14 protein-coding genes and 1 tRNA gene are annotated in these 20,614 nt (G+C 65.4%); 8 read left to right on the top strand and 7 right to left on the bottom strand.

What is annotated here, in order from left to right; genetic code table 11:
- Positions 1-13: 13 nt before the first annotated feature.
- A complete protein-coding gene (locus tag FHS96_RS13985; protein WP_429592424.1) occupies positions 14-3,292 on the top strand; it encodes a TonB-dependent receptor in 3,279 nt (1,092 codons plus the stop codon).
- Between the two features lie 38 nt (positions 3,293-3,330).
- Here the strand turns inward: FHS96_RS13985 and FHS96_RS13980 are convergent, their stop codons facing one another.
- Positions 3,331-4,797, bottom strand: coding sequence for an NCS1 family nucleobase:cation symporter-1 (locus tag FHS96_RS13980; RefSeq protein ID WP_429592421.1), 1,467 nt, complete (start codon positions 4,795-4,797; stop codon positions 3,331-3,333).
- A 280-nt stretch (positions 4,798-5,077) separates the two neighbouring features.
- On the opposite strand from FHS96_RS13980, the gene lon reads away from it, so the two are divergent.
- The 3 genes from lon (at position 5,078) to FHS96_RS13965 (ending at position 8,110) form a co-directional block, all read left to right on the top strand.
- Complete coding sequence (gene lon, locus FHS96_RS13975; RefSeq protein ID WP_429592418.1) at positions 5,078-7,483, top strand: endopeptidase La; 2,406 nt, start codon at positions 5,078-5,080, stop codon at positions 7,481-7,483.
- A gap of 155 nt (positions 7,484-7,638) precedes the next feature.
- Entirely contained in the window at positions 7,639-7,911 is a 273-nt protein-coding gene (locus FHS96_RS13970) for an HU family DNA-binding protein (RefSeq protein WP_025293339.1), read from the top strand.
- Between the two features lie 124 nt (positions 7,912-8,035).
- Positions 8,036-8,110, top strand: a tRNA-Val gene (locus FHS96_RS13965).
- A 273-nt stretch (positions 8,111-8,383) separates the two neighbouring features.
- On the opposite strand, the gene FHS96_RS13960 is transcribed toward FHS96_RS13965, so the two are convergent.
- The 3 genes from FHS96_RS13960 to FHS96_RS13950 form a co-directional block, all read right to left on the bottom strand.
- A complete protein-coding gene (locus tag FHS96_RS13960; RefSeq protein WP_429592415.1) occupies positions 8,384-8,953 on the bottom strand; it encodes a CC0125/CC1285 family lipoprotein in 570 nt (189 codons plus the stop codon).
- Positions 8,954-9,226: 273 nt separating this feature from the next.
- Positions 9,227-10,195, bottom strand: a complete 969-nt coding sequence (locus FHS96_RS13955) for a methyltransferase (RefSeq protein ID WP_429592412.1) — start codon at positions 10,193-10,195, stop codon at positions 9,227-9,229.
- A gap of 238 nt (positions 10,196-10,433) precedes the next feature.
- Entirely contained in the window at positions 10,434-11,507 is a 1,074-nt protein-coding gene (locus FHS96_RS13950) for a 3-ketosteroid-9-alpha-monooxygenase, oxygenase component (protein WP_429592409.1), read from the bottom strand.
- Positions 11,508-11,623: 116 nt separating this feature from the next.
- Here FHS96_RS13950 and FHS96_RS13945 point away from each other — a divergent pair, with 116 nt between their 5' ends.
- Together FHS96_RS13945 and FHS96_RS13940 are read left to right on the top strand one after the other, a co-directional pair.
- The gene (locus FHS96_RS13945) at positions 11,624-12,481 is read left to right on the top strand and encodes a LysR family transcriptional regulator (RefSeq protein ID WP_429592406.1); all 858 of its coding nucleotides are present in this window, start codon (positions 11,624-11,626) and stop codon (positions 12,479-12,481) included.
- 4 nt (positions 12,482-12,485) lie between these two features.
- Positions 12,486-13,451, top strand: a complete 966-nt coding sequence (locus FHS96_RS13940) for an alpha/beta hydrolase (RefSeq protein ID WP_429592404.1) — start codon at positions 12,486-12,488, stop codon at positions 13,449-13,451.
- A 112-nt stretch (positions 13,452-13,563) separates the two neighbouring features.
- Here FHS96_RS13940 and FHS96_RS13935 read toward each other — a convergent pair whose 3' ends face one another.
- Together FHS96_RS13935 and FHS96_RS13930 are read right to left on the bottom strand one after the other, a co-directional pair.
- On the bottom strand, positions 13,564-14,118 hold the full coding sequence (locus tag FHS96_RS13935; RefSeq protein WP_429592402.1) for a carboxymuconolactone decarboxylase family protein: 555 nt from the start codon (positions 14,116-14,118) through the stop codon (positions 13,564-13,566).
- 16 nt (positions 14,119-14,134) lie between these two features.
- The gene (locus FHS96_RS13930; RefSeq protein ID WP_429592399.1) at positions 14,135-16,201 is read right to left on the bottom strand and encodes a 3-hydroxyacyl-CoA dehydrogenase NAD-binding domain-containing protein; all 2,067 of its coding nucleotides are present in this window, start codon (positions 16,199-16,201) and stop codon (positions 14,135-14,137) included.
- Between the two features lie 85 nt (positions 16,202-16,286).
- On the opposite strand from FHS96_RS13930, the gene FHS96_RS13925 reads away from it, so the two are divergent.
- Positions 16,287-17,315, top strand: a complete 1,029-nt coding sequence (locus tag FHS96_RS13925) for an alpha/beta fold hydrolase (RefSeq protein WP_429592396.1) — start codon at positions 16,287-16,289, stop codon at positions 17,313-17,315.
- The gene (locus FHS96_RS13920; protein WP_429592393.1) at positions 17,312-18,154 is read left to right on the top strand and encodes a TIM barrel protein; all 843 of its coding nucleotides are present in this window, start codon (positions 17,312-17,314) and stop codon (positions 18,152-18,154) included. Before FHS96_RS13925 ends, FHS96_RS13920 begins: the two co-directional genes overlap by 4 nt.
- Here the strand turns inward: FHS96_RS13920 and FHS96_RS13915 are convergent.
- The gene (locus FHS96_RS13915) at positions 18,124-20,493 is read right to left on the bottom strand and encodes a TonB-dependent receptor (RefSeq protein ID WP_429592390.1); all 2,370 of its coding nucleotides are present in this window, start codon (positions 20,491-20,493) and stop codon (positions 18,124-18,126) included. The genes FHS96_RS13920 and FHS96_RS13915 overlap by 31 nt on opposite strands.
- Positions 20,494-20,614: the final 121 nt, after the last annotated feature.

Below are 20,614 nucleotides of genomic sequence, written 5' to 3'. Positions count from 1 at the left end.
AAGGGGGTCTTTCATGCGCAATCTGCTTCTTACCACCGCCATCATCGCCACGGCGTCCGCGATTGCGGCGCCCGCTTATGCCCAGGAAACGACATCCTCGATCCGCGGCGTCGTCACCGCCGACGGCGCTCCGGTGGCCGGAGCCGCCGTCAGCGTCACGCACGTGCCGTCGGGCACGACCTCGAAGGTGACGACGGGCAGCGACGGCAGCTTCGCCGCATCCGGCCTGCGCATCGGCGGGCCGTTCACCGTCACCGTCGTCGCCGACGGCTATGCCGAAACGCAGGTCACCGACATTTCGCTGGTCGCCGGCCAGCCGCTGCGCCTGCCGATCGCGCTCGACAATTCGGGCGGAGACATCGTCGTCACCGCCTCCTCGAGCGGCGCGACCGAGATTTCGCCGGGGCCGTCGACGGTGCTCGACCGCGAGAAGATCGAGGGCGTCGCCTCGGTGGCGCGCGATATCCGCGACATCGTCCGCCGCGATCCTTTCGCGACGATCGACCCGGGTCAGAGCCGTGGAGTGATGATCGCCGGCCAGAACGCCCGCCTCAACAAATTCTCGGTCGACGGCCTGCGCTTTTCCGACAATTTCGGCCTCAATGTCGGCGGCCTGCCCACCGCGCGCGGGCCGGTGCCGCTCGACGCGATCGAGCAGCTTTCGGTCAAGATCGCGCCCTATGACATCACCGAGGGCGACTTCCAGGGCGGCGCGATCAACCTCGTGCTGCGCTCCGGCGGCAACAAATTCACCGGATCCGCCTTCTTCACCTATACGGACGACAATCTGACCGGCAGCCGCACCAAGCCCGGCCTCACCAACCCCTCCGGCCGTGTCCGGCTGGATTTCGACAGCAAGAATTGGGGCGCCTTCCTCTCGGGCCCGATCATCAAGGACAAACTGTTCTTCGCCTTCTCCTATGAGCGGCTGGAGGAATCGCAGCCGACCTCGATCGGCGTCGGCGGCTTCGCCAATGTGGTGCCCAATCTCACCCAGGCGCAGATCGACAATATCAGTTCGATCGCCAATTCGGTCTATGATTATGACACTGGCGGCGTCTTCGCCTCCACCAAGGAGACCGACGAGAAATATACCGCCAAGATCGACTGGAACGTTGTCGACGGCCATCGCCTGTCAATGACCTATATCCACAATGAAGGCACGGTCGGCGCGGTTTCGGGCTTCTCCTCCACCAATGTCGGCTCGCCGGCGCTGACGCTGAGTTCAAACAATTATCTGCGTCCGGAAACGGTCGACTCCTTCGTCACCCAGTTGAATTCGGACTGGTCGGACAATTTCCACACCGAGATCCGCGGCAATTACCGCAAATATGATCTGATGCCCGTGCCCTTCGGCGAATTCCCGTTCAGCGAATTCTCGGTCTGCCTCGATCCATCCTCGACCACGCAGCAGAACGGGCTGCCCAACACCAATGCCGTCGCCTGCTCGGTGGGCAGCGCCGCCGGCCCGGCCGCGTCGCGGCTGTTCTTCGGGCCCGATCGGTTCCGCCACTTCAACTTCGTGCGCACCAAGCAATATGGCGCGGATGTCGCGGTGCGCTGGGAATATGGCGATATCTCCGCGAAGCTGACCGCGGCGTGGAGCCATCTCGACGTGGCCAACGCCTTCACCCAGAACGCGCTCGGCACCTATTATTTCGACTCCGTCGCGGACCTGCAGAACCGCCGCGCCAGCACGCTGACCCTGGCCGGATCGATCACCGGCGACCTCAACGACGTGCTCGCCAGCTTCAAATATGATCAATACACGTTCGGCGCGCAGGCAAGTTGGGATCCCAGCGCCGATTTCAGCGCGACGATCGGCGTGCGCGCCGACACCTATGACATGAATGAGGGGCCGCCGCTCAACCGCTTCTTCCTCGAGCGTTACGGCTTCGCCAACACCCATGTGATCAGCGGCAAGCTGATCGTGCAGCCGCGCGCCTCCTTCACCTGGACGCCGACGCCCGAGCTGCGCGTGCGCGGCGGCATCGGCCTGTTCGGTGGCGGGTCACCGGACGTGTTCCTCGGCAACAGCTTCTCTGTCGCGGGCGTGTTCGGCAATTCGATCACGATCAACCGCAACCTCGACGGTAGCTGCACCTTGCCGACCGCGGCGATCTGCGACGCGGCGCTGAACAATGTCGACGGCCGCAATTTCAACGGGCTGGTCACCGACTATCTTGCCAACAACACCGGATCGCTCGCGCTGGCGAACGTCAATGCGATGGATCCGGACTTCAAGATGCAGTCGACCTGGAAGACCAGCCTGTCGGTCGATTATGCGCCCGACACGCGCTTCCTGGGCGGCGGCTGGAATGTCGGCGGCGACGTCTATTACGGCTTCGTCAACAATGCGCCGATCTATTATGACCTGCGCCTCCGCCAGATCGGCACGACGCCCGACGGGCGGCCGCGTTATGCCTCGACCACGGCGGGGGCCAATACCGATCTGTTCCTGACCAATGTCGACAAGGGCCACTCCCTGGTCGCGGTCGCGCGCATCGACAAGGCGTGGGACTGGGGCCTCTCGGTCGGCGGCAGCTTCACGTTCCAGGATGTGACCGACGTCAGCTCGATGAACGGTACCACCGCGTCCGGCACCTATGGCCAGAACGCGATGGTCGATCCCAATGTCGCGGCCTATGGCACCTCGATCTACGAGATCCGCAACAGCTGGAAGTTCTACGTCGATTTCGACCGGGCCTTTTTCGGCGACTACAAGACGCGCTTCAGCCTGTTCGGCGAACTGCGCTCGGGCATTCCCTACAGCCTGACGATGAACGATCCGACATTGCTCGCCGGGCACAGTTCGGTGTTCGGCACCGCGGGCAGCGCCAATCGCTACCTGCTCTATGTGCCGCAGACCAACGATCCGCTGGTGACCTATGACGCACCGGGCACCAAGGCGGCGCTGGATGCCTTCATCGCCGCCAATGGGCTTGAGAAATATCGCGGCTCGATCCTGCCCAAGAACAGCCAGCGCGCGCCCAACTGGTTCAAGATCGACGTCCATGTCGACCAGGAGGTGCCGGTGCCGCTGGTCCGCGGCGCCCGCTTCAAGCTGTTCGCCGACATCGAGAATGTGCTGAACCTGATCGACAGGGATTGGGGCGCGCTGCGGCAGGTGGCCTTCCCCTATCTCACGCAGGTGGTGAACGTGGCCTGCGTGCCCGGCAACGGCAATCCGTGCGCGCAATATCGCTATTCGGGCTTCTCCAACCCGGCGGTGGACAATCAGGCACGCTTCTCGCTGTGGGGTCTGCGCATCGGCGCCAAGGTGGAGTTCTGAGGACGGGCGGAGCAGGGGCATGATGCCCCTGCCTTCGCTCATGCAGCGCGCCGCATCAGCGCGGTATAGCTCAGCATCGCCAGCAGCAGCCCGGTGAACCAGGCATAGGCGTAGATCGTCGTCCACAGCCCGCCGATCCAGCCGAACCTGCCCGGCATCGCGGTGGCGAGGAAGCCCGGCAGGTTGGGCAGCACGCAGATTGCGAAGGCGATGATCGCCGCGCGGTTCCAGCCGCCGCGATAGGCGTAGCGGCCGGTGCCGCGATACAGTTCCTCCACCGCCAGTCGCCCGCGCCGCACCAGCCAGTAATCGGCGATGAGGATGCCGGCGATCGGCCCGAGCAGTGCGCCATAACCGGTGAGCCAGACGAAGATATAGCCGCCGGTCGTCGCAAGCAGCTTCCACGGCATGATCAGCACGCCGATCGCCGCGGTGATGAAGCCGCCGATCCGGTAGGAGATGCGCGCCGGCGCTAGCGACGAGAAATCATAGGCGGAGCAGACGAGGTTGGCGGCGATGTTGCAGGAGATCGTGTCGATGCTGATCACGATCAGCCCCAGCAGCACGAACGGCCCGGCAAGCCGGCCGGACAGTTCGACCGGATCCCACACCGCGCTGCCATAGATGACGACGGTGGCGGAGGTTGTGATGACGCTGGCGAGCGCGATCAGCCCCATCGTCGGCGGCAGGCCGATCGCCTGGCCGATCATCTGGTCGCGCTGGGTGTGCGCGAAGCGTGTGAAGTCGGGGATGTTGAGCGCCAGCGTGCCCCAGAAGCCGATCATCGCGGTGAGCGACGGCCAGAACACCAGCCAAAACTGGCCGGCGCGGGGGCCGCCTTCCGCGAATTGGGAGGGCGCGGCGAAGATCGGCCCCAGCCCGCCGGCGGCGTCCACCGCCCACCAGACCAGCGCGGTGCAGATCAGGATTTTGAACGGCGCGGTCCAGGTCTCAAGCCGGCGGATCGTCGTCAGCCCTTTGGTGACGAAGAAGAGCTGCAGCGCCCAGAAGGCAAGGAAGGCGAGCAACTGGCCGATGCCGATATCGAGGAAGGGCAGCGGCGCGCCCTTCAGGTCGGCGCCGACGAAGATGCCGAGCAAGGTCAGCAGCGCCTCGCCGCCGATCCAGGTCTGGATGCCGTACCAGCCGCAGGCGACCAACGCGCGGGCAAGTGCCGGCAGCCGCGCGCCGCGCGTGCCAAATGAGGCGCGGGCGAGCACGGCATAGGGAATGCCATAGCGCGCGCCGGCATGGCCGATCAGCAGCAGCGGCACCAGGATCACGACATTGCCGAGCAATACCGTGAGCGCGGCCTGGGCGGCCGACATGCCCTGTTCGATCAGCCCGGCGGCCAGCATCCAGCTCGGCACCGCGACGATCATGCCCACCCACAGCGCGGCGAAATGATACCAGCGCCAGTTGCGCTCCGCGGCCCCCGTGGGCGCGAGATCGCGGTTCCACAGCCCGGGCTCTACCGCGTCTTCGAATGAAACCTGCTCGGTCATCGCCGCATTCCCCCTGTTGCTGCGGCGAATGCCGCAGCATGTGCCGGCGCCTTCCCGGAATCCGTCTCCCCCTCTTGCGCAGTGTGGCGGGCTGCAAATCGGCGTCAATGGCCTAGTCGCTACCTATGTGATCCGATAACGCGGCGCGATCCTCTCCGCGATGGGTCGCAAATGGACGCATCACCTTGTGGGTATTTTAAGCAGGAATTGATGGATTGCGCCGCGACACCATATAAGGTGGGTGGGGCGCCGCCTTCCGGGGCGCCCGTTCGGAGTGCAGATGACCCAGAGTTTCCCCGTTCTGCCGTTGCGCGACATCGTCGTGTTTCCGCAGATGATCGTCCCGTTGTTCGTCGGTCGTGACAAATCTGTCGCCGCGCTCGAGAGCGCGATGACGGCGAACAAGGAGATCTTCCTGGTCGCGCAGCTCGATCCGTCTGAAGACGATCCCGGCCGTGAAGACCTGTATGACATGGGCGTGATCGCCACCGTACTGCAGCTTCTGAAGCTGCCGGATGGCACCGTGCGCGTGCTCGTGGAAGGCCGCCAGCGCGCCACGCTCGAGGCGCTCGACGGCGCCGGTGAACACCTGACCGGCGATGTTGCCATCATCGAGGAACAGGAAGCGGAAGGCCCCGAAGCGTCGGCGCTGATGCGCTCGGTGGTCGACCAGTTCGAGAATTACGCTAAGCTCAACAAGAAGCTGCCGGCGGAGACCGCGGGCCAGCTCGGCGAGATCGACAGCGCCGCGCGGCTGGCCGATGCGGTGGCTGCCAACCTCTCGATCAAGGTCAGCGACAAGCAGGCGCTGCTGATCGAGCGCGATCCCGCGCGGCGGCTGGAGATGGTGTTCGCCTTCATGGAAGGCGAACTGGGCGTGCTCCAGGTCGAGAAGAAGATCCGCAGCCGCGTCAAGCGCCAGATGGAAAAGACGCAGCGCGAATATTATCTTAACGAACAGCTCAAGGCGATCCAGCGCGAGCTGGGCAACGAGGGCGAGGAAGGCGAAGGCGACGAGGTCGCCGAGCTGACTGCGAAGATCGCCAAGCTAAAGCTCAGCAAGGAAGCCCATGCTAAGGCGACTGCCGAGCTCAAGAAGCTGAAGACGATGGCGCCGATGTCCGCCGAGGCCACCGTCGTGCGCAATTATCTGGACGTGCTGCTGGGCCTGCCCTGGGGCAAGAAGTCCAAGCTGAAGAAGGACATCCCGGCGGCCGAGGCGATCCTCAACGAGGATCATTATGCGCTCGACAAGGTCAAGGACCGGATCGTCGAATATCTCGCGGTGCAGGCGCGCACCAACAAGCTGAAGGGGCCGATCCTGTGCCTTGTCGGCCCCCCGGGTGTCGGCAAGACCTCGCTCGGCCGCTCCATCGCCAAGGCGTGCGGACGGGAGTTCGTGCGCCAGTCGCTGGGCGGCGTGCGCGACGAGGCCGAGATCCGCGGGCATCGCCGGACCTACATCGGTTCGCTGCCGGGCAAGATCGTGTCGAACCTCAAGAAGGCCGGCACCAGCAACCCGCTGTTTCTGCTCGACGAGATCGACAAGCTGGGCCAGGATTTTCGTGGCGATCCGGCTTCGGCTCTGCTCGAAGTGCTCGATCCGGAACAGAACAGCAAGTTCCAGGACCATTATCTGGAGGTCGATTACGACCTGTCGGATGTGATGTTCGTTACCACCGCGAACTCGCTGAACCTGCCGCAGCCGCTGCTCGACCGAATGGAGATCATTCGGCTGGAGGGTTACACGGAGGACGAGAAGGTCGAGATCGCCAAGCGCCACCTGTTGCCCAAGCAGGTCGAGGCGCATGGCCTGAAGGATGGCGAGTTCATTCTGACCGACGAGGGCCTGCGCGCGCTGATCCAGTTCTACACCCGCGAGGCCGGGGTTCGCACGCTGGAGCGCGAGATCGCGAAGCTCGCGCGCAAGGCGCTGCGCCGTATCCTCGAAGGTAAGACGGAGAGCGTGACGGTGACGCCGGACAATCTGTCCGAATTCGCCGGCATCCGGAAATTCCGTCACGGCCTGGGCGAGGAAGAGCATCAGATCGGCGCCGTTACCGGCCTCGCCTGGACCGAGGTGGGCGGCGAACTGCTGACCATCGAATCGGTGACGGTGCCCGGCAAGGGCGGCGTCTCGACCACTGGCAAGCTGGGCGACGTGATGAAGGAATCGGTGCAGGCCGCCTATTCCTTCGTGAAGGCGCGCAGCCCCAGCTATGGCGTCAAGCCCAGCGTGTTCGCTCGCAAGGACGTGCACATCCACCTGCCGGAAGGCGCTGTGCCCAAGGACGGTCCATCGGCGGGCATTGGCATCGTCACTTCGATCGTCTCGACGCTTACCGGCATTCCGGTGCGGCGCGAGGTGGCGATGACCGGCGAGGTCACGCTGCGCGGCCGCGTGCTGCCGATCGGCGGGCTGAAGGAAAAGCTGCTCGCAGCGCTCCGCGGCGGCATCGAGACCGTGTTGATCCCGCTCGAAAACGAGAAGGATCTGGCGGATATCCCCGCGAACATTCGTGAGGGGCTGAAGATCGTGCCGGTAAAGCATGTCGACGAGGTTTTGCGCCTCGCGCTGACCCAGCCGCTCGACCCGATCGTGTGGACCGAGGCCGACGATATGGCGGCGTTGCCGCCCGCCGGAATCGCCCCGGCGCCGACGGATGGAGACGCAGTGAAGCATTGATTGCGGGTCCGCGGCGCGCGTCTTCGAACTGACGCATTTTGGTCATTTCGGGCCGCTTTATCCTTTACAGGCCGGCGTTCAGCCTCCTTACTGCGCGCCGGCTTGAAAAGCCTGATTCCTGAATAAGGTCGTTCATTCAAAGGGGTTCACGGGGCATGAACAAGCAAGAGCTCATCGGCGCGGTCGCTGACGTGTCGGGTCTCAGCAAGAGTGATGCGAGCAAGGCGGTCGAGGCGGTGTTCGAATCGATCGGCAGCGCACTGAAGAAAGGCGACGAGGTTCGTCTCGTCGGATTTGGCACCTTCTCGGTCTCCAAGCGCAAGGCATCCACGGGCCGCAACCCGCGCACGGGTGAAACGATGACGATCAAGGCGTCAAGCCAGCCGAAGTTCAAGGCCGGCAAGGGTCTGAAGGATCTCGTCAACTGATCCCTGCCGCTACCGGTTCGCCGTGCGGCACATCCCCGCTAAAAGAGGGGTAGACAGACAGGCGGTGACAGCTTATGCGCCGCCTTCCGCTTCCGGGGGATGCCTTGGAAGCACATCGTGGTGAGGGCGCGTAGCTCAGTGGTAGAGCACTGTGTTCACACCGCAGGGGTCGCAGGTTCAATCCCTGCCGCGCCCACCACGATCGAACAGGCTGGGAAGCGCAGGCTTCCCGGCCTTTTTCGTATTTGCGGGCTGGCGTTTAGTATGGGTTGAGGCTCTTCGAGCGACATTTCACCCGCACGCTGCGCAGCCAGCGTGCTGCGGCTCTCTTGATGTCAGGCCGGATGTCTGTGCCGGTCGCTCGGCGAGCACCAAGCGGCCTGACCGTCCAAGTTCGAGCAAAGCATCAATGCTGCCGGTCGCAGCCGCCGCTGCTCGTCCGCACTGCCATTCCGCGTCGGCCGCCACTCGGTCAGGAAGGCGTTACGATACGCGGCCCGAGATTGGCCAGTATTTGGCGCGCATCGAAGGCGCGTACATCGTTCGCCGGCTTCGAGCCGCGGCCCAGCACGATCTCTGCGGTCGCTTCGTACCGATCGACTGTCCGCATGTCGACCTGACGATCCCAGAACGGGTCGCCCCAGAACGGGTCCCATCCACGCCACCCGAAGCCGCTGCCGCGGTAGCGCCAACTCGGTCCCCAATAGCCATAGGGCCCCGCCGTGAATGGGCGATCGATGGTCGTACGGCTCTTCTTCTCGGTATCGCGGTCCGCCATGACGAACCAGTCGTAACCCTGCGCGGTCGTAAGCTCCGCGGCGCGATAAAGGAGAAAGGTTTCTACAGTCTCTCGCGAAGTCATGGTGTTGCCAACAAATGAAACCCGATAGCGATTGTCCTCGATGCGCTGATCGGAATAGCCGCCCGCCGTTCCGCCCCGTGATGAGATGGGCTGGTATGGCGTTGCCGTCGTGCAGCCCATGACGCCGAGGGTCAGCGTTGACGCTGCGCAAATCAAAAGCGCGCGAACGGATATTTGCATGGAACAGGCCCTCTCCCAAATAGTTCGCGGTGTTCGTATAATATCTATAATGAAGGGCGGATCGGTATGTTCCTATATTTATGTTAAGTCTGCTTCATTATGAATGACTGGCTTGGATCGGGTCGGCATAGGTTCGCGCAATCGAACAATCCTGAGCGCTTGTTCCTGCACTTGATCTATGGCGCGAGGCCGTATTTGCATCGATCCCTTGCGACTAGACCGGCCGACGCTCTGACGAGCGTGCCAATCCTGTTTCAGCCGTTGAAAGCGGCCTTAGCTGTCTCGGGTGAAGACGGCACTGACCAAGGCGATGCGCTCGATCTCCCGATAGCCGGCACGCAGCAATTCTTCCCCGAAAACATCCGGATCCATCTCCTCGTAGCACAACCTGCAGCCATGCCTCGCTGCAAGCGCGATCAGCCGCTGCCTGAACATGTCGCGGCCGCCCTCCGCGATCGCGCTCCCGGTGTATAGGATCAGGCGTCCGCCCGTCGCGAGTTGCTCCAGAGCCCCGCGCGCCATCTCCAAGGCCACTGCCGAACCATGTGCCGATCCGCCATTGCGGTAATCGCGCCCTTCATCATCGATGATGAAAGGCGGGTTGGCGACCACGATGTCCCACAGGCCATCCTTTGCGGCAGGCTCGTCCGCGTGGCGGATCGTGGCGCGGACGCCGGCCGCCTGGGCATTGACGCGCGCCAACCGCAGCGCAAACGGATTGATGTCTGTCATCAGGATGTCGAGTTGTGGGCAGCAATGGCTTGCAACGATGGCGCCGACCCCGGCTCCAGCACCGACATCGACCAATTTGGCTCCCATGGGCTTGGGGCAGCGGGCCAGTTCCTGACGGATTAGCCGGGCGAAGCGGTAACTGTCAGGGCCGAAGAACACCGCATCCTTGTCGTTCGTGGGATAGGCGGAATGAAGGAAAAGGTCCGGTCCCAGCGACGACACCCGAACAAGGCTGCGCAAATGTGGCCCCGCCGGCTCGACCATGCCGATGTCGTCCAGCCGGCGCAGCAATGTGGCGTCGAGCAAATCAGGCGCGAATGGCAGGCTCCAGCCGAACACATCCCGCAAGTCTGACGCTACCCGGTGCGGCGCGCGTGCAAGCACCCGGGCGTGGCTTGCCGGGGTCGGCGTCACGAATTGATATTGCGCTGCCTTCAACATGCCCAGCAGATCGTGCAGCACCGTGTCGGCTGGCTTCGCATCGAGTGCGTCGTTCAACTCCGTCTGCAACAAGGCAACACTCCGCCGATCGGTTCAGACAGGTTACGCCTGAGTGCAGGCGAAGTCTCATCGCGACGATGTCTGTTTAACCTTTGTTTGACGGATTCTGCTTCCATGGGGGACGGCCTGCGCGCAGGCCGTCGCATGAAGCTATGACGGCATTCTCCCGCGTCCTGCGATATACCGTCTCGTTGCCGTTCGATGTCGATCGAGAAGAACGGAGAAGGCTGAAGCCAGGCCCCAGTCCTTACGCCACCTGCTTCGCCGCACCGCGCTTGTCGACCACCGTATGCCGGCCGTTGACGCGCTTCTGGAATTCGGGGGCCTTGTCGATCGGGTTGTAGAACTGGCGGTACCAGATCCGGCACTTGTCGGTGGGGCCGTCACCGCGGACCATCAGCGGCGAGAAGCAGGCGCGCTTGTTCGCCCAGATCTCGAAATCCTGCGCGAAGGCTTCGCGGCTCGCCTGCTGGTAGGCGCGCGCCATCGGCACATCCTCCTCGGTGGCGGGGCGGCCCATGTCGACCATCAGCGCGTGCCACACATGGATCTTGCCGTCCTCAACGGGGGTGTGGGCAATCAGCATATGCGTGGGGAAACTGCCGCGCATCGATGATTGCAGGATCGACGGCCCGGTATACCAGGTGTCGAGTTCGAGCAGACCTTCGCCTTCCTGCACCAAGGTGCGGTGGCCCGCGCCGAACATCTGCCACTGCACATGATCGTCGAACTCGTTGTAGAAATATTCGATGTCGCGCGATCCGTGGATCGGCACGAAGTGGGCGAAGTCGGTCATGTTGTCGACCACCTCGATCGGATGCTGCGGCAGTTCGCCGAGATCGTCGATCGCCCAGCGCACCCAGTTGGGATTGTCCCACGCCTCGAACGGCGGCAGTTCATGATCGGGCTCATTGCCCTCCATGTCGTGCCACATCCAGATGATGCCGGCGCGTTCGACCACCGGCCAGGTGCGGATGCGCGCGGCCGCCGGCGGCTTCTGGTCCGAATAGGGGATCTGGTTGCAGCGGCCGTCCGGCCCGAAACGCCAGCCGTGGAACGGGCAGCGGATCGACTCGCCCTCGATCCGCTCATTATCGCGGACGATATAGCTGGTTTCGTTGCGGCCGAGATGCGCGCCCATATGGGGGCAATAGGCATCGACGAGGTGCGGCGTGCCGCTTTCGCCGCGATATAGCACCATGTCCGTGGCAAAGAAGCGCACCGGCAGCGGATCCTTGCCCAAGGTCGAGGCATCGGCGATCATGTGCCAGCCGCGCGCGAAGGTGTTGGGCCCCAGTCGGTAGTCGGCGGTCTGCGCCATCTCTCGCTCTCCATATCAAAGGCTGTTCGTATCGGCGCCAGGCGCCTTGTTTGTGCGCATCATATCATGGAAGCGCGGGGTGGAAGCCGCACTCCGACTGTGCAAGAATGCACGCCATGGCGATCGAGTGGGACGATGTCCGTGTGTTCCAGAGTGCGGTACGCGCGGGCGATTACAGCACCGCCGCGCGCAAGCTCGACATGGACCGGACCACCGTGGGCCGCCGCTTCGCGCGTCTCGAACGCGCGACCGGCCGTTCGCTGTGGGAACAGACGACGACCGGCTATCGTCCGACCGAAGCCGGCCGCGCCGTGCTGCGCGCGGCCGCCGCAATGGAGCGGGCGATGGCGCGGCTCGACCGCGATCTCGCGCCGGAGGGCGAACGCCTGACCGGCCCGGTGCGCATCGCCGGCACCGCCGGAATCGCGGGATGGCTGCTGCCGGCGATGACGCGGTTCCTTGATCGCCACCCGGCGGTATCGATCGAACTCGTCGGCGCGCGCGATGCGATCGCTGCGGTCAACCAGCGTCATGCCGACATCGGCTTCGCCGTCGCGCGGACCAAGCCGCGCGATCTGGATGGCGCGAAGGTCGCCGGGTTCGCGCAGGCGCGCTATCGTCGGCGCGGCAGCGATCCGCAGCGCGCGATCGTGTGGGGCCATGCGATGATGCTCGCCAATCCGCAGCCCTGGGCTCGCCTCAACCAGGCGGTCGAGGGGCGCGCGGAGGTCGAGGTCGATGGGCTGCGTGCCATGCATGAGGCGGTCCGCGCGGGGCTCGGCAGCGCGTGGCTGTGGTCGGCGATCGGCGATCGCGATCCGATGCTGGAACGGATGGCGGAGGCTGCGCCGGGCGCGGCCGGCGCCGATCTTTGGGTCGTCCACCGCAGCGATCTCGCGATCGAACCGGCGGTGGCGGCGTTGCGCGACGCGGCGGCGGAGATCGTCGCGCGCGCCATGGAGGGAGAGGCATGATCCTATGGCCGATTGGACGCACCACCGCGCCGTCATCAATGGCATTGCGATGCATTGGGTGGAGCAGGGGCAGGGGCCGGCAATCGTGCTGGCACATGGCTTTCCGCACATCTGGCTGAGTTGGCGGCACCAGATGGCCGCACTCGCCGCCGCCGGCTGGCGCGCGATCGCGCCCGACCTGCGCGGCATGGGGCAGACCGAGGCGCCCGCCGATCATCGGCTCTACGACGTGCCGCACATTACCGGCGATCTCGTGGGGCTGCTCGATCATCTCGGGATCGACCAGGCGGTGTTCGCGGGCCTCGATTTCGGCGTGTTCGCGATCTACGACCTCGCCTATCTCCATCCTCAGCGCGTGCGCGCGGCGATCGGGCTGGAAAATCCCTTCTACCCCGACACGCCGGACAAGGCGCCGCTCGCCGAGGCCGCGGAATGGGCGAAGGAGCATTTCGTTCACATCGATTATTTCCGGCCCGTCGGCCCGGCGGATGCCGCGCTGAACGCGGCTCCGCGCGCCTTCCTGCAGCGCGTGCTCTACGCGCTGTCGGGCGATTATCACTATCTCGACGTGTGGAAGCATCCGCCGGGCACGGCCTATCTCGACGCGCTGCCGGAAGCGCCGCCCTTGCCCTGGGCTTGGCTGGAGGAATGGGAATTCGAATGGGCGCTGTCGGACTATAGCCGATCGGGCTTCACCGGCGGGCTCAACTGGTACCGCGCGATGGACTTGCGCTGGCAGCAGCGCGCCGCGTGGCGCGACCGGCCGAGCGATCGGCCCTTCTTCTTCATCGGCAGCGAGAATGACGTCGACCTGGAAGCCTGGCACGGCGAGGATCCGATCGGCGCGATCCCCCGCCATTACAGCGATGTGCGCCGGGTGGAGATGCTGCCCAAAGCGGGGCATTTGATCCAGTTGGAGCGGGCGGCGGAGGTGAGCCGGCTGATGGTGGAGTTTGTGGGCGAGCTTTGAGTTTCGCCACGCGACTCCGTCCCTCGACTGCGCTCGGGACGAACGGAGAGGCTCACATCCTCCGTTCGTCCCGAGCGCAGTCGAGGGGCGAGGGGACAGGCTCGGAGTTGGTCTACTCCGCCGCCTCAGCCGTAAACGGCAGGCACACCTCGTCGAAGCCGAGCACATGCGCCACGCGGCCGAGCCCGACCCAGCAGGCGACCGAATTGGCCAGATCTGCGATCTCGGCGTCGGAAAAGGCAGCGCGCGCCTTCGCCCAGAAATCCTCGTCCTCGGCCAGTGCCTTTGGTTCGGTGCCGAAGCGCTCGGCGAATTCGATGGCGAGGCGTTCACGATCGCTGAACAGCGGCGAGGTGCGCCAGTCGAGCACGGCGGCATAATAGGCTTCGTCGGGCGCGGGGCCATTGTCCGCCACGGTGCCGCGGGTGCCGGTGCCCGAGAACATGCCGCCCAGATCGCGCGCGGCCCGGAACTGCTGGCAGATCACACAGCCATTGAGTTCGGCGGTGCGCGCACGGGCGCCCTCGAACTCACGCAGCGACAATTTGGAATGGCGATAGACGGCGTGGCTGAATGTGCCGCCCGCCTTCATGATCTCCGGCGCGAGATGCTCGGTGGCGAAGCCATAGGGATCGTGCGCCTGGGCCGGCGGAACGTCGATACGCATGGGTCCTCTCCTCTCGTCAGTAAAAGCCGCGATCCTGCGTCGCGCGGTCGAGCAGCCCGGTTGCGGGTTGCCAATATTCATTGCCCTGTTCGGCAGCGAAGCGGGTGACGGTGGTCGCGACGCCGGTCAGCCCCTGCCGGTCTGCCCACCACATCGGGCCGCCGAGATGCGCGGGAAAGCCGATGCCGTGGACAAGCGCGATGTCGATCGCGTCCGGCCCCGCGACGATGCCCTCGTCAATCAGCTTTGCGCCTTCGTTGACCATCGCAAGGATCAGCCGGTCGCGGATCTCCTCCTCGCCGATCGCACGCTGCGCGACGCCGTGGCGGGCGCCGTGCGCGGAAACGAGGGCGTCGATCTCGGGATCGGGCGCCGGCTTGCCGTCCTCGCCATAGGCATACCAGCCCTTGCCCGCGCGACGGCCGAGGCGGCCGGCGGCGAACAACTGGTCGACGAAATCGGCGCGATGTTCGCGTGGAGACAGGCGATCGGCGCGGGCGATGCGTGCGGCACGCTGCACGTCGATGCCGGCCAGATCGCCCAATGCGAACGGCCCCATCGGAAAGCCGAAGCCGGTGATGACGCGGTCGACGGCATAGGGGCTGGCGCCTTCTTCCAGCAGGAAATAGGCCTCGCGCGATCGTTTAGCGAGCAGCCGGTTGACGACGAAGCCGTCGCACACGCCGCTGAGGATCGCGATCTTCCCGATCTGCCGCGCGAACCCCATCAGGGTCGCGACGACATCCGGCGCGGTCGCGGCGCCGGCGACGACCTCCACCAGCCGCATGACATTGGCCGGGTTGAAGAAGTGCAGCCCGGCGACGTCGGCGGCGCGGCCCGAGGCGGCTGCTAGCGCATCGACATCGAGGTAGGATGTGTTGCTGGCGAGGATCGCGCCGGGCTTGGCGATGCTGCCGAGCGCCGCGAACAGGTCCACCTTGTCGGCCATCGCCTCGCCGATTGACTCGATGACCAGATCGGCGTCGGAGAGCGCGGTGAGATCGCTCGACCAGCGTACCCGCGCGGCGCTTTGCGTGTCGCCGAGCTTGGCCCACGCCTTCTCGACGGCGGCTTGCGCCTTGGCCAATGACGCATCGCTGCGCGCGACCGCGATGGTTTCCACGCCCGCCGCCGCGAGCGCCTGAACGATGCCGCGGCCCATCGTGCCGAGCCCGACGACGCCCACCGTCGCAATCGGTCGCGGCGGCGCATCCGCGGCATCGCGGCGCACGCGGCGTTCGGCGAGAAACAGGTGGCGCAGCGCGCGCGATTCGTCGGATCGCAGCGCGGCGATCGAGACGGCCTTCTCGTTGGCCAGCGCTTCGTCGAAAGGATGGTCGAGCCCGAAGCGGATCGCATCGAGCGCGAGCAGCGGCGCGCGCCGGCCGCGTGCCTTCTTCGCGACCTTGGGCGCCGCGGCCTCCACCAGCGCATGGCCATCCGCCGGCATGGCCAGGTCGCGCGTGCGGCGAGGGGGCTCGCCGGCCAAGGCGCTGGCATGGTCGATGGCCGCTTCGCGCAATGGCGCCTCGGCAATCGCATCGATCAGCCCGACTGACAGCGCGGTCGCGGCGTCGATCTCGCGCCCGTCCACCGCGAGATCGATGGTGATGCCGATCCCGGCCAGACGCGGCAGGCGCTGCGTGCCGCCACCGCCGGGGATCAGCCCCAGCCTCACCTCGGGCAGGCCGAAGCGCGCATCGGCGCTGGCGATGCGGCCATGGCAGGCGAGCGCGAGTTCGAGTCCGCCGCCCAGTGCCGGACCATGGATCGCGGCGAGGACCGGCTTGTCGAAGGTTTCGATACGGTCGATCAGATCCGGGAGGGGCGGGGCATCGGATACTGCATCCATCGCCTTGATATCGGCGCCGGCGACGAAGCCCTTGCCGCCGCACAGGATCACCGCCGCGCGGATCGCCGCATCGGCCTCGATCGCGTCGAGCGCCGCCGCAAGCCCTGCGCAGACCGCATCGGTGGCCGCATTGACTGGCGGCTCATCGATCCGGATCACCGCGACGTCACCATCGCGGACCATCGTCACTGCCTCTCCCATGCAGGCCATGTACGTCACGTCCTGCGTCATTGTCTATCGTCATCACTGCGTATAGCGTGAATCGATAATCATAAATTATGAGAAATGCGAGATGAATGCGGGTATATCGGAGCGCATGATCGATGTTGGTGGCGGCTTGCGCCTGCGCGCGGTGGAGGCCGGCGCGGGGCCGCTGGTGCTGATGATCCATGGCTTTCCGGGGCTGGCCTATTCGTGGCGGCACCAGATGCGGCCGCTTGCCGATGCGGGCTGGCGCGCGGTGGCGATCGACAGCCTCGGCTATGGCGGCAGCGACCGGCCTCTCGACCCTGCGCTCTATGCGGCGGACCGGATGCAGGCCCATCTGATCGCGCTGCTCGATCATTATCGCGCCGCACAGGCGGTGATCGTCGGCCAGGATTTCGGCGCGCAATATGCCTGGAACCTCGCGGTGCGTGCGCCCGAACGGGTGCGCGGCCTCGTCACGACCATCCCCTATGATTATGATCTTGCCGGCCGCGCGCTGCTGGGCAGCGCCGAACGGCTGCCCGCCGATGCGCCGGCGGAACCGGAGATGGCATCACCCGATCGCCGCCCCACCGAACGCTATGCGGTGATGGCGGCGGAGCATTTCGTCCATTTCCATTATTTCCAGACGGTCGGCCCTGCCGATCGCGAACTGGGCGGTGCGCTGGCCGATTATTTGCGCCGCAGCTTTCATGCGCTCAGCGCCGAGGGCGATCTCTGGGCGTGGAAAAGCCTGCCGTCCGAAGGGACCGGTTATCTCGACGCCTTGCCCGCCGCGCCGCCGCTGCCATGGCCGTGGCTCAGCGAGGCAGAGTTCGCCCGCTTCGTCGCCGGCTATGACCATCCCGATCCGATGCGGCGGATGATCGGCGGGCTCAATTCCTATCGCACCGCCGACGCCAATTGGGCGCTCGGCCGCGCCTGGGCGGACCATGACGTGATCGTGCCGACATTGTTCCTCTATGGCAGCGCCGATCCATCCTTCGGCTTCTTCCCCGATTGGGAGGCGCGGATGCGCGGGCGGGTGCCAGGGCTGGCCGGGATCGTCACGATCGAGGGCGCCGGCCATCTCGTCCAGCAGGAAAAGCCTGAAGCGTTCAACGCGGCGCTGCTCGATTTCCTCGGCAGTCTGCGATGAACCCGCCGCGCCTCGCCGGGCATCTCGGCGTCCGCGCGCCGGATGCGCCATTGCTGCGCGGCATCGTCGGCTCGGCCGATCCGATCGAGCAGATCGCGCTGCTGGCGGACCTCGGCTTTGCCGGTGTATCCGACAATTATCTGGCGCTGCGCCCACCCGACGTGCAGGCGCGGATCGGCGCGGCGGCCGCCGATCATGGCCTTGAAATGGGGGGCTTCGTTCATGATCCGCTGCGCTGGGATTCGCCGGCGTGGATCGATGGCAGCGCGCTCGATGCGCTGGATGCGACGCTGGCGGCAGCGGCGCGCTGCGGCAGCCGGACGGTCACCTGCGTTACCGGGCGGCTGCCGGCGATGGATTTGGCGGTGCAATATCAGGCGATGGCCGGCAATCTCGCGCGCGCTGCGGATCGGGCCGGGCGCGCAGGCGTCACCTTGTGCGTCGAGCCGACGCATCCCGCCTTCGCGCCGGGCCTGCTGATCGAGCGGCTGTCCCATGCGCTCATCGTCGTGCGCGCCGCAGATCATCCGTTCGTGCGGATCGATCTCGACCTCGGCCATGTCGCGCTGCACGGCGAGGATCCGGTCGCGGCGATCGCGGCGGCGGGTGCGCTCATCGCCATGGTGCAGATCGCCGACGTGCCCGGCCGGGTCGAACCCGGCGCGGGCACGCTGGACTGGCACGCGATCTTTGCGGCGCTCGGCGAAGCGGGCTTCGCCGGCCTCGCCGAACTCGAACTGGAACCGGCGGCGCCGGGGGCGGCGGGCGAGCGCGCGATGCTGGCGCGGCTCGCCCGCCTTGGGCTGCTTCAGAAGGAGAAGCCGACGTCGATCCCGTAGGTCGCGGGATCGCCATAGGAGATCGCCTGGTTCTGATAGCCCGCGATGATCGAGCCGGAACCGATCACGAAGCCCGGATAGCGCTTGTCGAAGACGTTCTTGCCCCACAGCGCGATCGAGATGTTGCGGCCGCCGCCGCGATCGATCGTGTAGCTCAGCCGCGCATCGACCAGTTCATAGCTCTGGTTGATCGGCGCGTCGCGGCCGACCGGCACGCTCGGGCCGTCGCCGGCGGTGGTGAACACCTTGTCCTTCCAGGTATAGTCGACATGCGCGGCGAGTTCGCCGTCGCCGATCGATGCGATCACCCAGTCACCGGCCAGGCGGACGCTGTGCTTGGGCGTGAAAGGAAGCACGAAATAGCCGGTGATGTCGTCGCCCACGTCGACCGGTGAGGCCGGGTTGATCGCGGGATCGAAGATCGATCCGGCCGGCGCCGCGACATTGCGGATCTTCGAGGTGGTGTAGGCGTGGCTCGCCTGCAGGGTCAGCCCCTCGACCGGGATGATCGTGATGTCGGTCTCGAAGCCCTTCACCGTCGCGCGGCCGACATTGAAGGTGTCGGAGAGCGAGGCGTCCGCCGCGTCCGCCGAGATATCGAGCTGCAGATCCTTATATTTGGCGAGGAACGCCGCGACGTTCAGGCGCACGCGGCGGTCGAACAGGTCGGACTTGAAGCCCGCCTCATAGCTGGTCACCGATTCCGGGCCGAAGGTGCGGGTGAAGGTGGGGGAGGCTTCGTTGGAGCCACCCGCCTTGTAGCCGGTGACGACCTTGGCATAGAGCGAGGTCGTCTGCGATGGGCGGTAGCTGACGGTGATGGCGGGGTTGAACTTGTTGTTCTTCACCCGCGTCTCGCCGATCACCGATCCCAGCGGCACGACGATGCCGTCGCCATTGAAGCCGCGGAACACCAGCGGCGAGGTTTCGCCGATGAACAGGTTGGAGGTGCGGACGCGATCCGCAGTGCGTTTGTCGCTCGTATAGCGGCCGCCCACGGTGATATCGAACTTGCCGTCGGCGAACAGCGGCGTCCACGTCACCTGCCCGAACACCGCCTTGGAGATCGACTTGGCGCTGGTATCACGATCGACCATCACCAATTGGCCGGGCGTACCCGTGCCGATGTCGGCCGCGAGGATATGGTTCGCGGTCTCGCGGAAATAATAGAGACCGACGACATATTTGAACTGGTCGGCGAAATTCCCGACCGCCTGGAACTCCTGCGTGTAGGTCTTGGACGAGATCCGGTCATAGGCCCAGAAGGGCGCGAGGAAGGATTCGACATAGTCCTGATAGGTGTCGACCTTAATGTGGCGGTATCCGCTGAGCGAGCGGAAGGTCAGCGCGTCGCTTGCGCGCCACTCGGCGATCAGCGTCTGCCCGTCCGACTTCACATGGCTGTAGGGCAGGTAGACCGGCCGATAGCTGTTTTCCGGGTCCGGATTGTAGCCGGGGAAGAGGAAGGGTGCGAACTGGTTCTCGGTGACGTAGCGGACCGGCGTCGTGCGCTGATCGCTATAGTCGCCGGCATAGTCCAGCGTGAAATCCGGGGTCGGTTCCCACCGCACCGCGCCGCGCACGGCATATTTGCGGTCGGACTGGAAATCATTCGCCGCGGGGGTGTTGCCGGTGTCGCGGGCATTGCCCGCCCAGCCGTCCCGGTCGGAGAATAAGCCGGTCAGCTTAACCTTCAGCCCGGCGAATTCGGGCAGGTCGAGGTTCACCAGCGCGCGCTTGTAGTCGAGGTTGCCGACCGAGAGCAGGCCATGCACGCCGAACTCGCCGCTCGGTTTCTTGCTGATGATGTTGACCGCTCCGCCCGTGGTGTTGCGGCCATAGAGTGTGCCCTGCGGGCCGCGCAGCACCTCGACGCGCTCGACATCGGCGAGGTCGAAGGTCGAGGCCTGGGGGCGGGATTGGTAAATGCCGTCGACATAGAGGCCGACGCCGCCATCCTTGGTGATGATGTTGGGATCGCCGATGCCCTGGCCGCGCATGAACAGCACCAGCGTGGTCGACGAACTCGGATAGGGCGCGAAATAGAGGCTGGGTGCCGCCTGCACGACACCGCGCAGATCGTTGATGCCGGAGGTCTGCAGCGCGGTCGACGTCATCGCAGTGATTGCGATCGGGGTGCGCTGGAGGTTTTCCGAGCGCCGCTCGGCGGTGACGATGATGTCTTCCAGGCCAGAGCCGGGCGTCGCCGCCTCGGCCGGCGGTGCTTCGGGTTGCGCTTGTGCCGGGGCCGGTTCGAGCGTGGTCTGTGCCCATCCCTGACTGGCCATGGCGAAGGCGAGCGCTGCCGTCGACACGCAGAGCGCGCGCATGGGTTTCATAGATCCTCTCCCTCTTGCGGGCTAATTATCGCTTTTGCCATTTCATGCGCGATACAATCGCAAAGATCAATTCTTTGCGTAGCAAAAATGCTATATCAATACGCAGTGCGGCAAATATGCC

This window comes from Sphingomonas zeicaulis, assembly GCF_050433225.1.
In the GTDB taxonomy this organism is placed as follows: Bacteria; Pseudomonadota; Alphaproteobacteria; order Sphingomonadales; family Sphingomonadaceae; genus Sphingomonas_D; species Sphingomonas_D zeicaulis.
The sequence above is the reverse complement of the archived record's forward strand: the minus strand, read 5'-3'. Positions and strand labels throughout refer to the sequence as shown.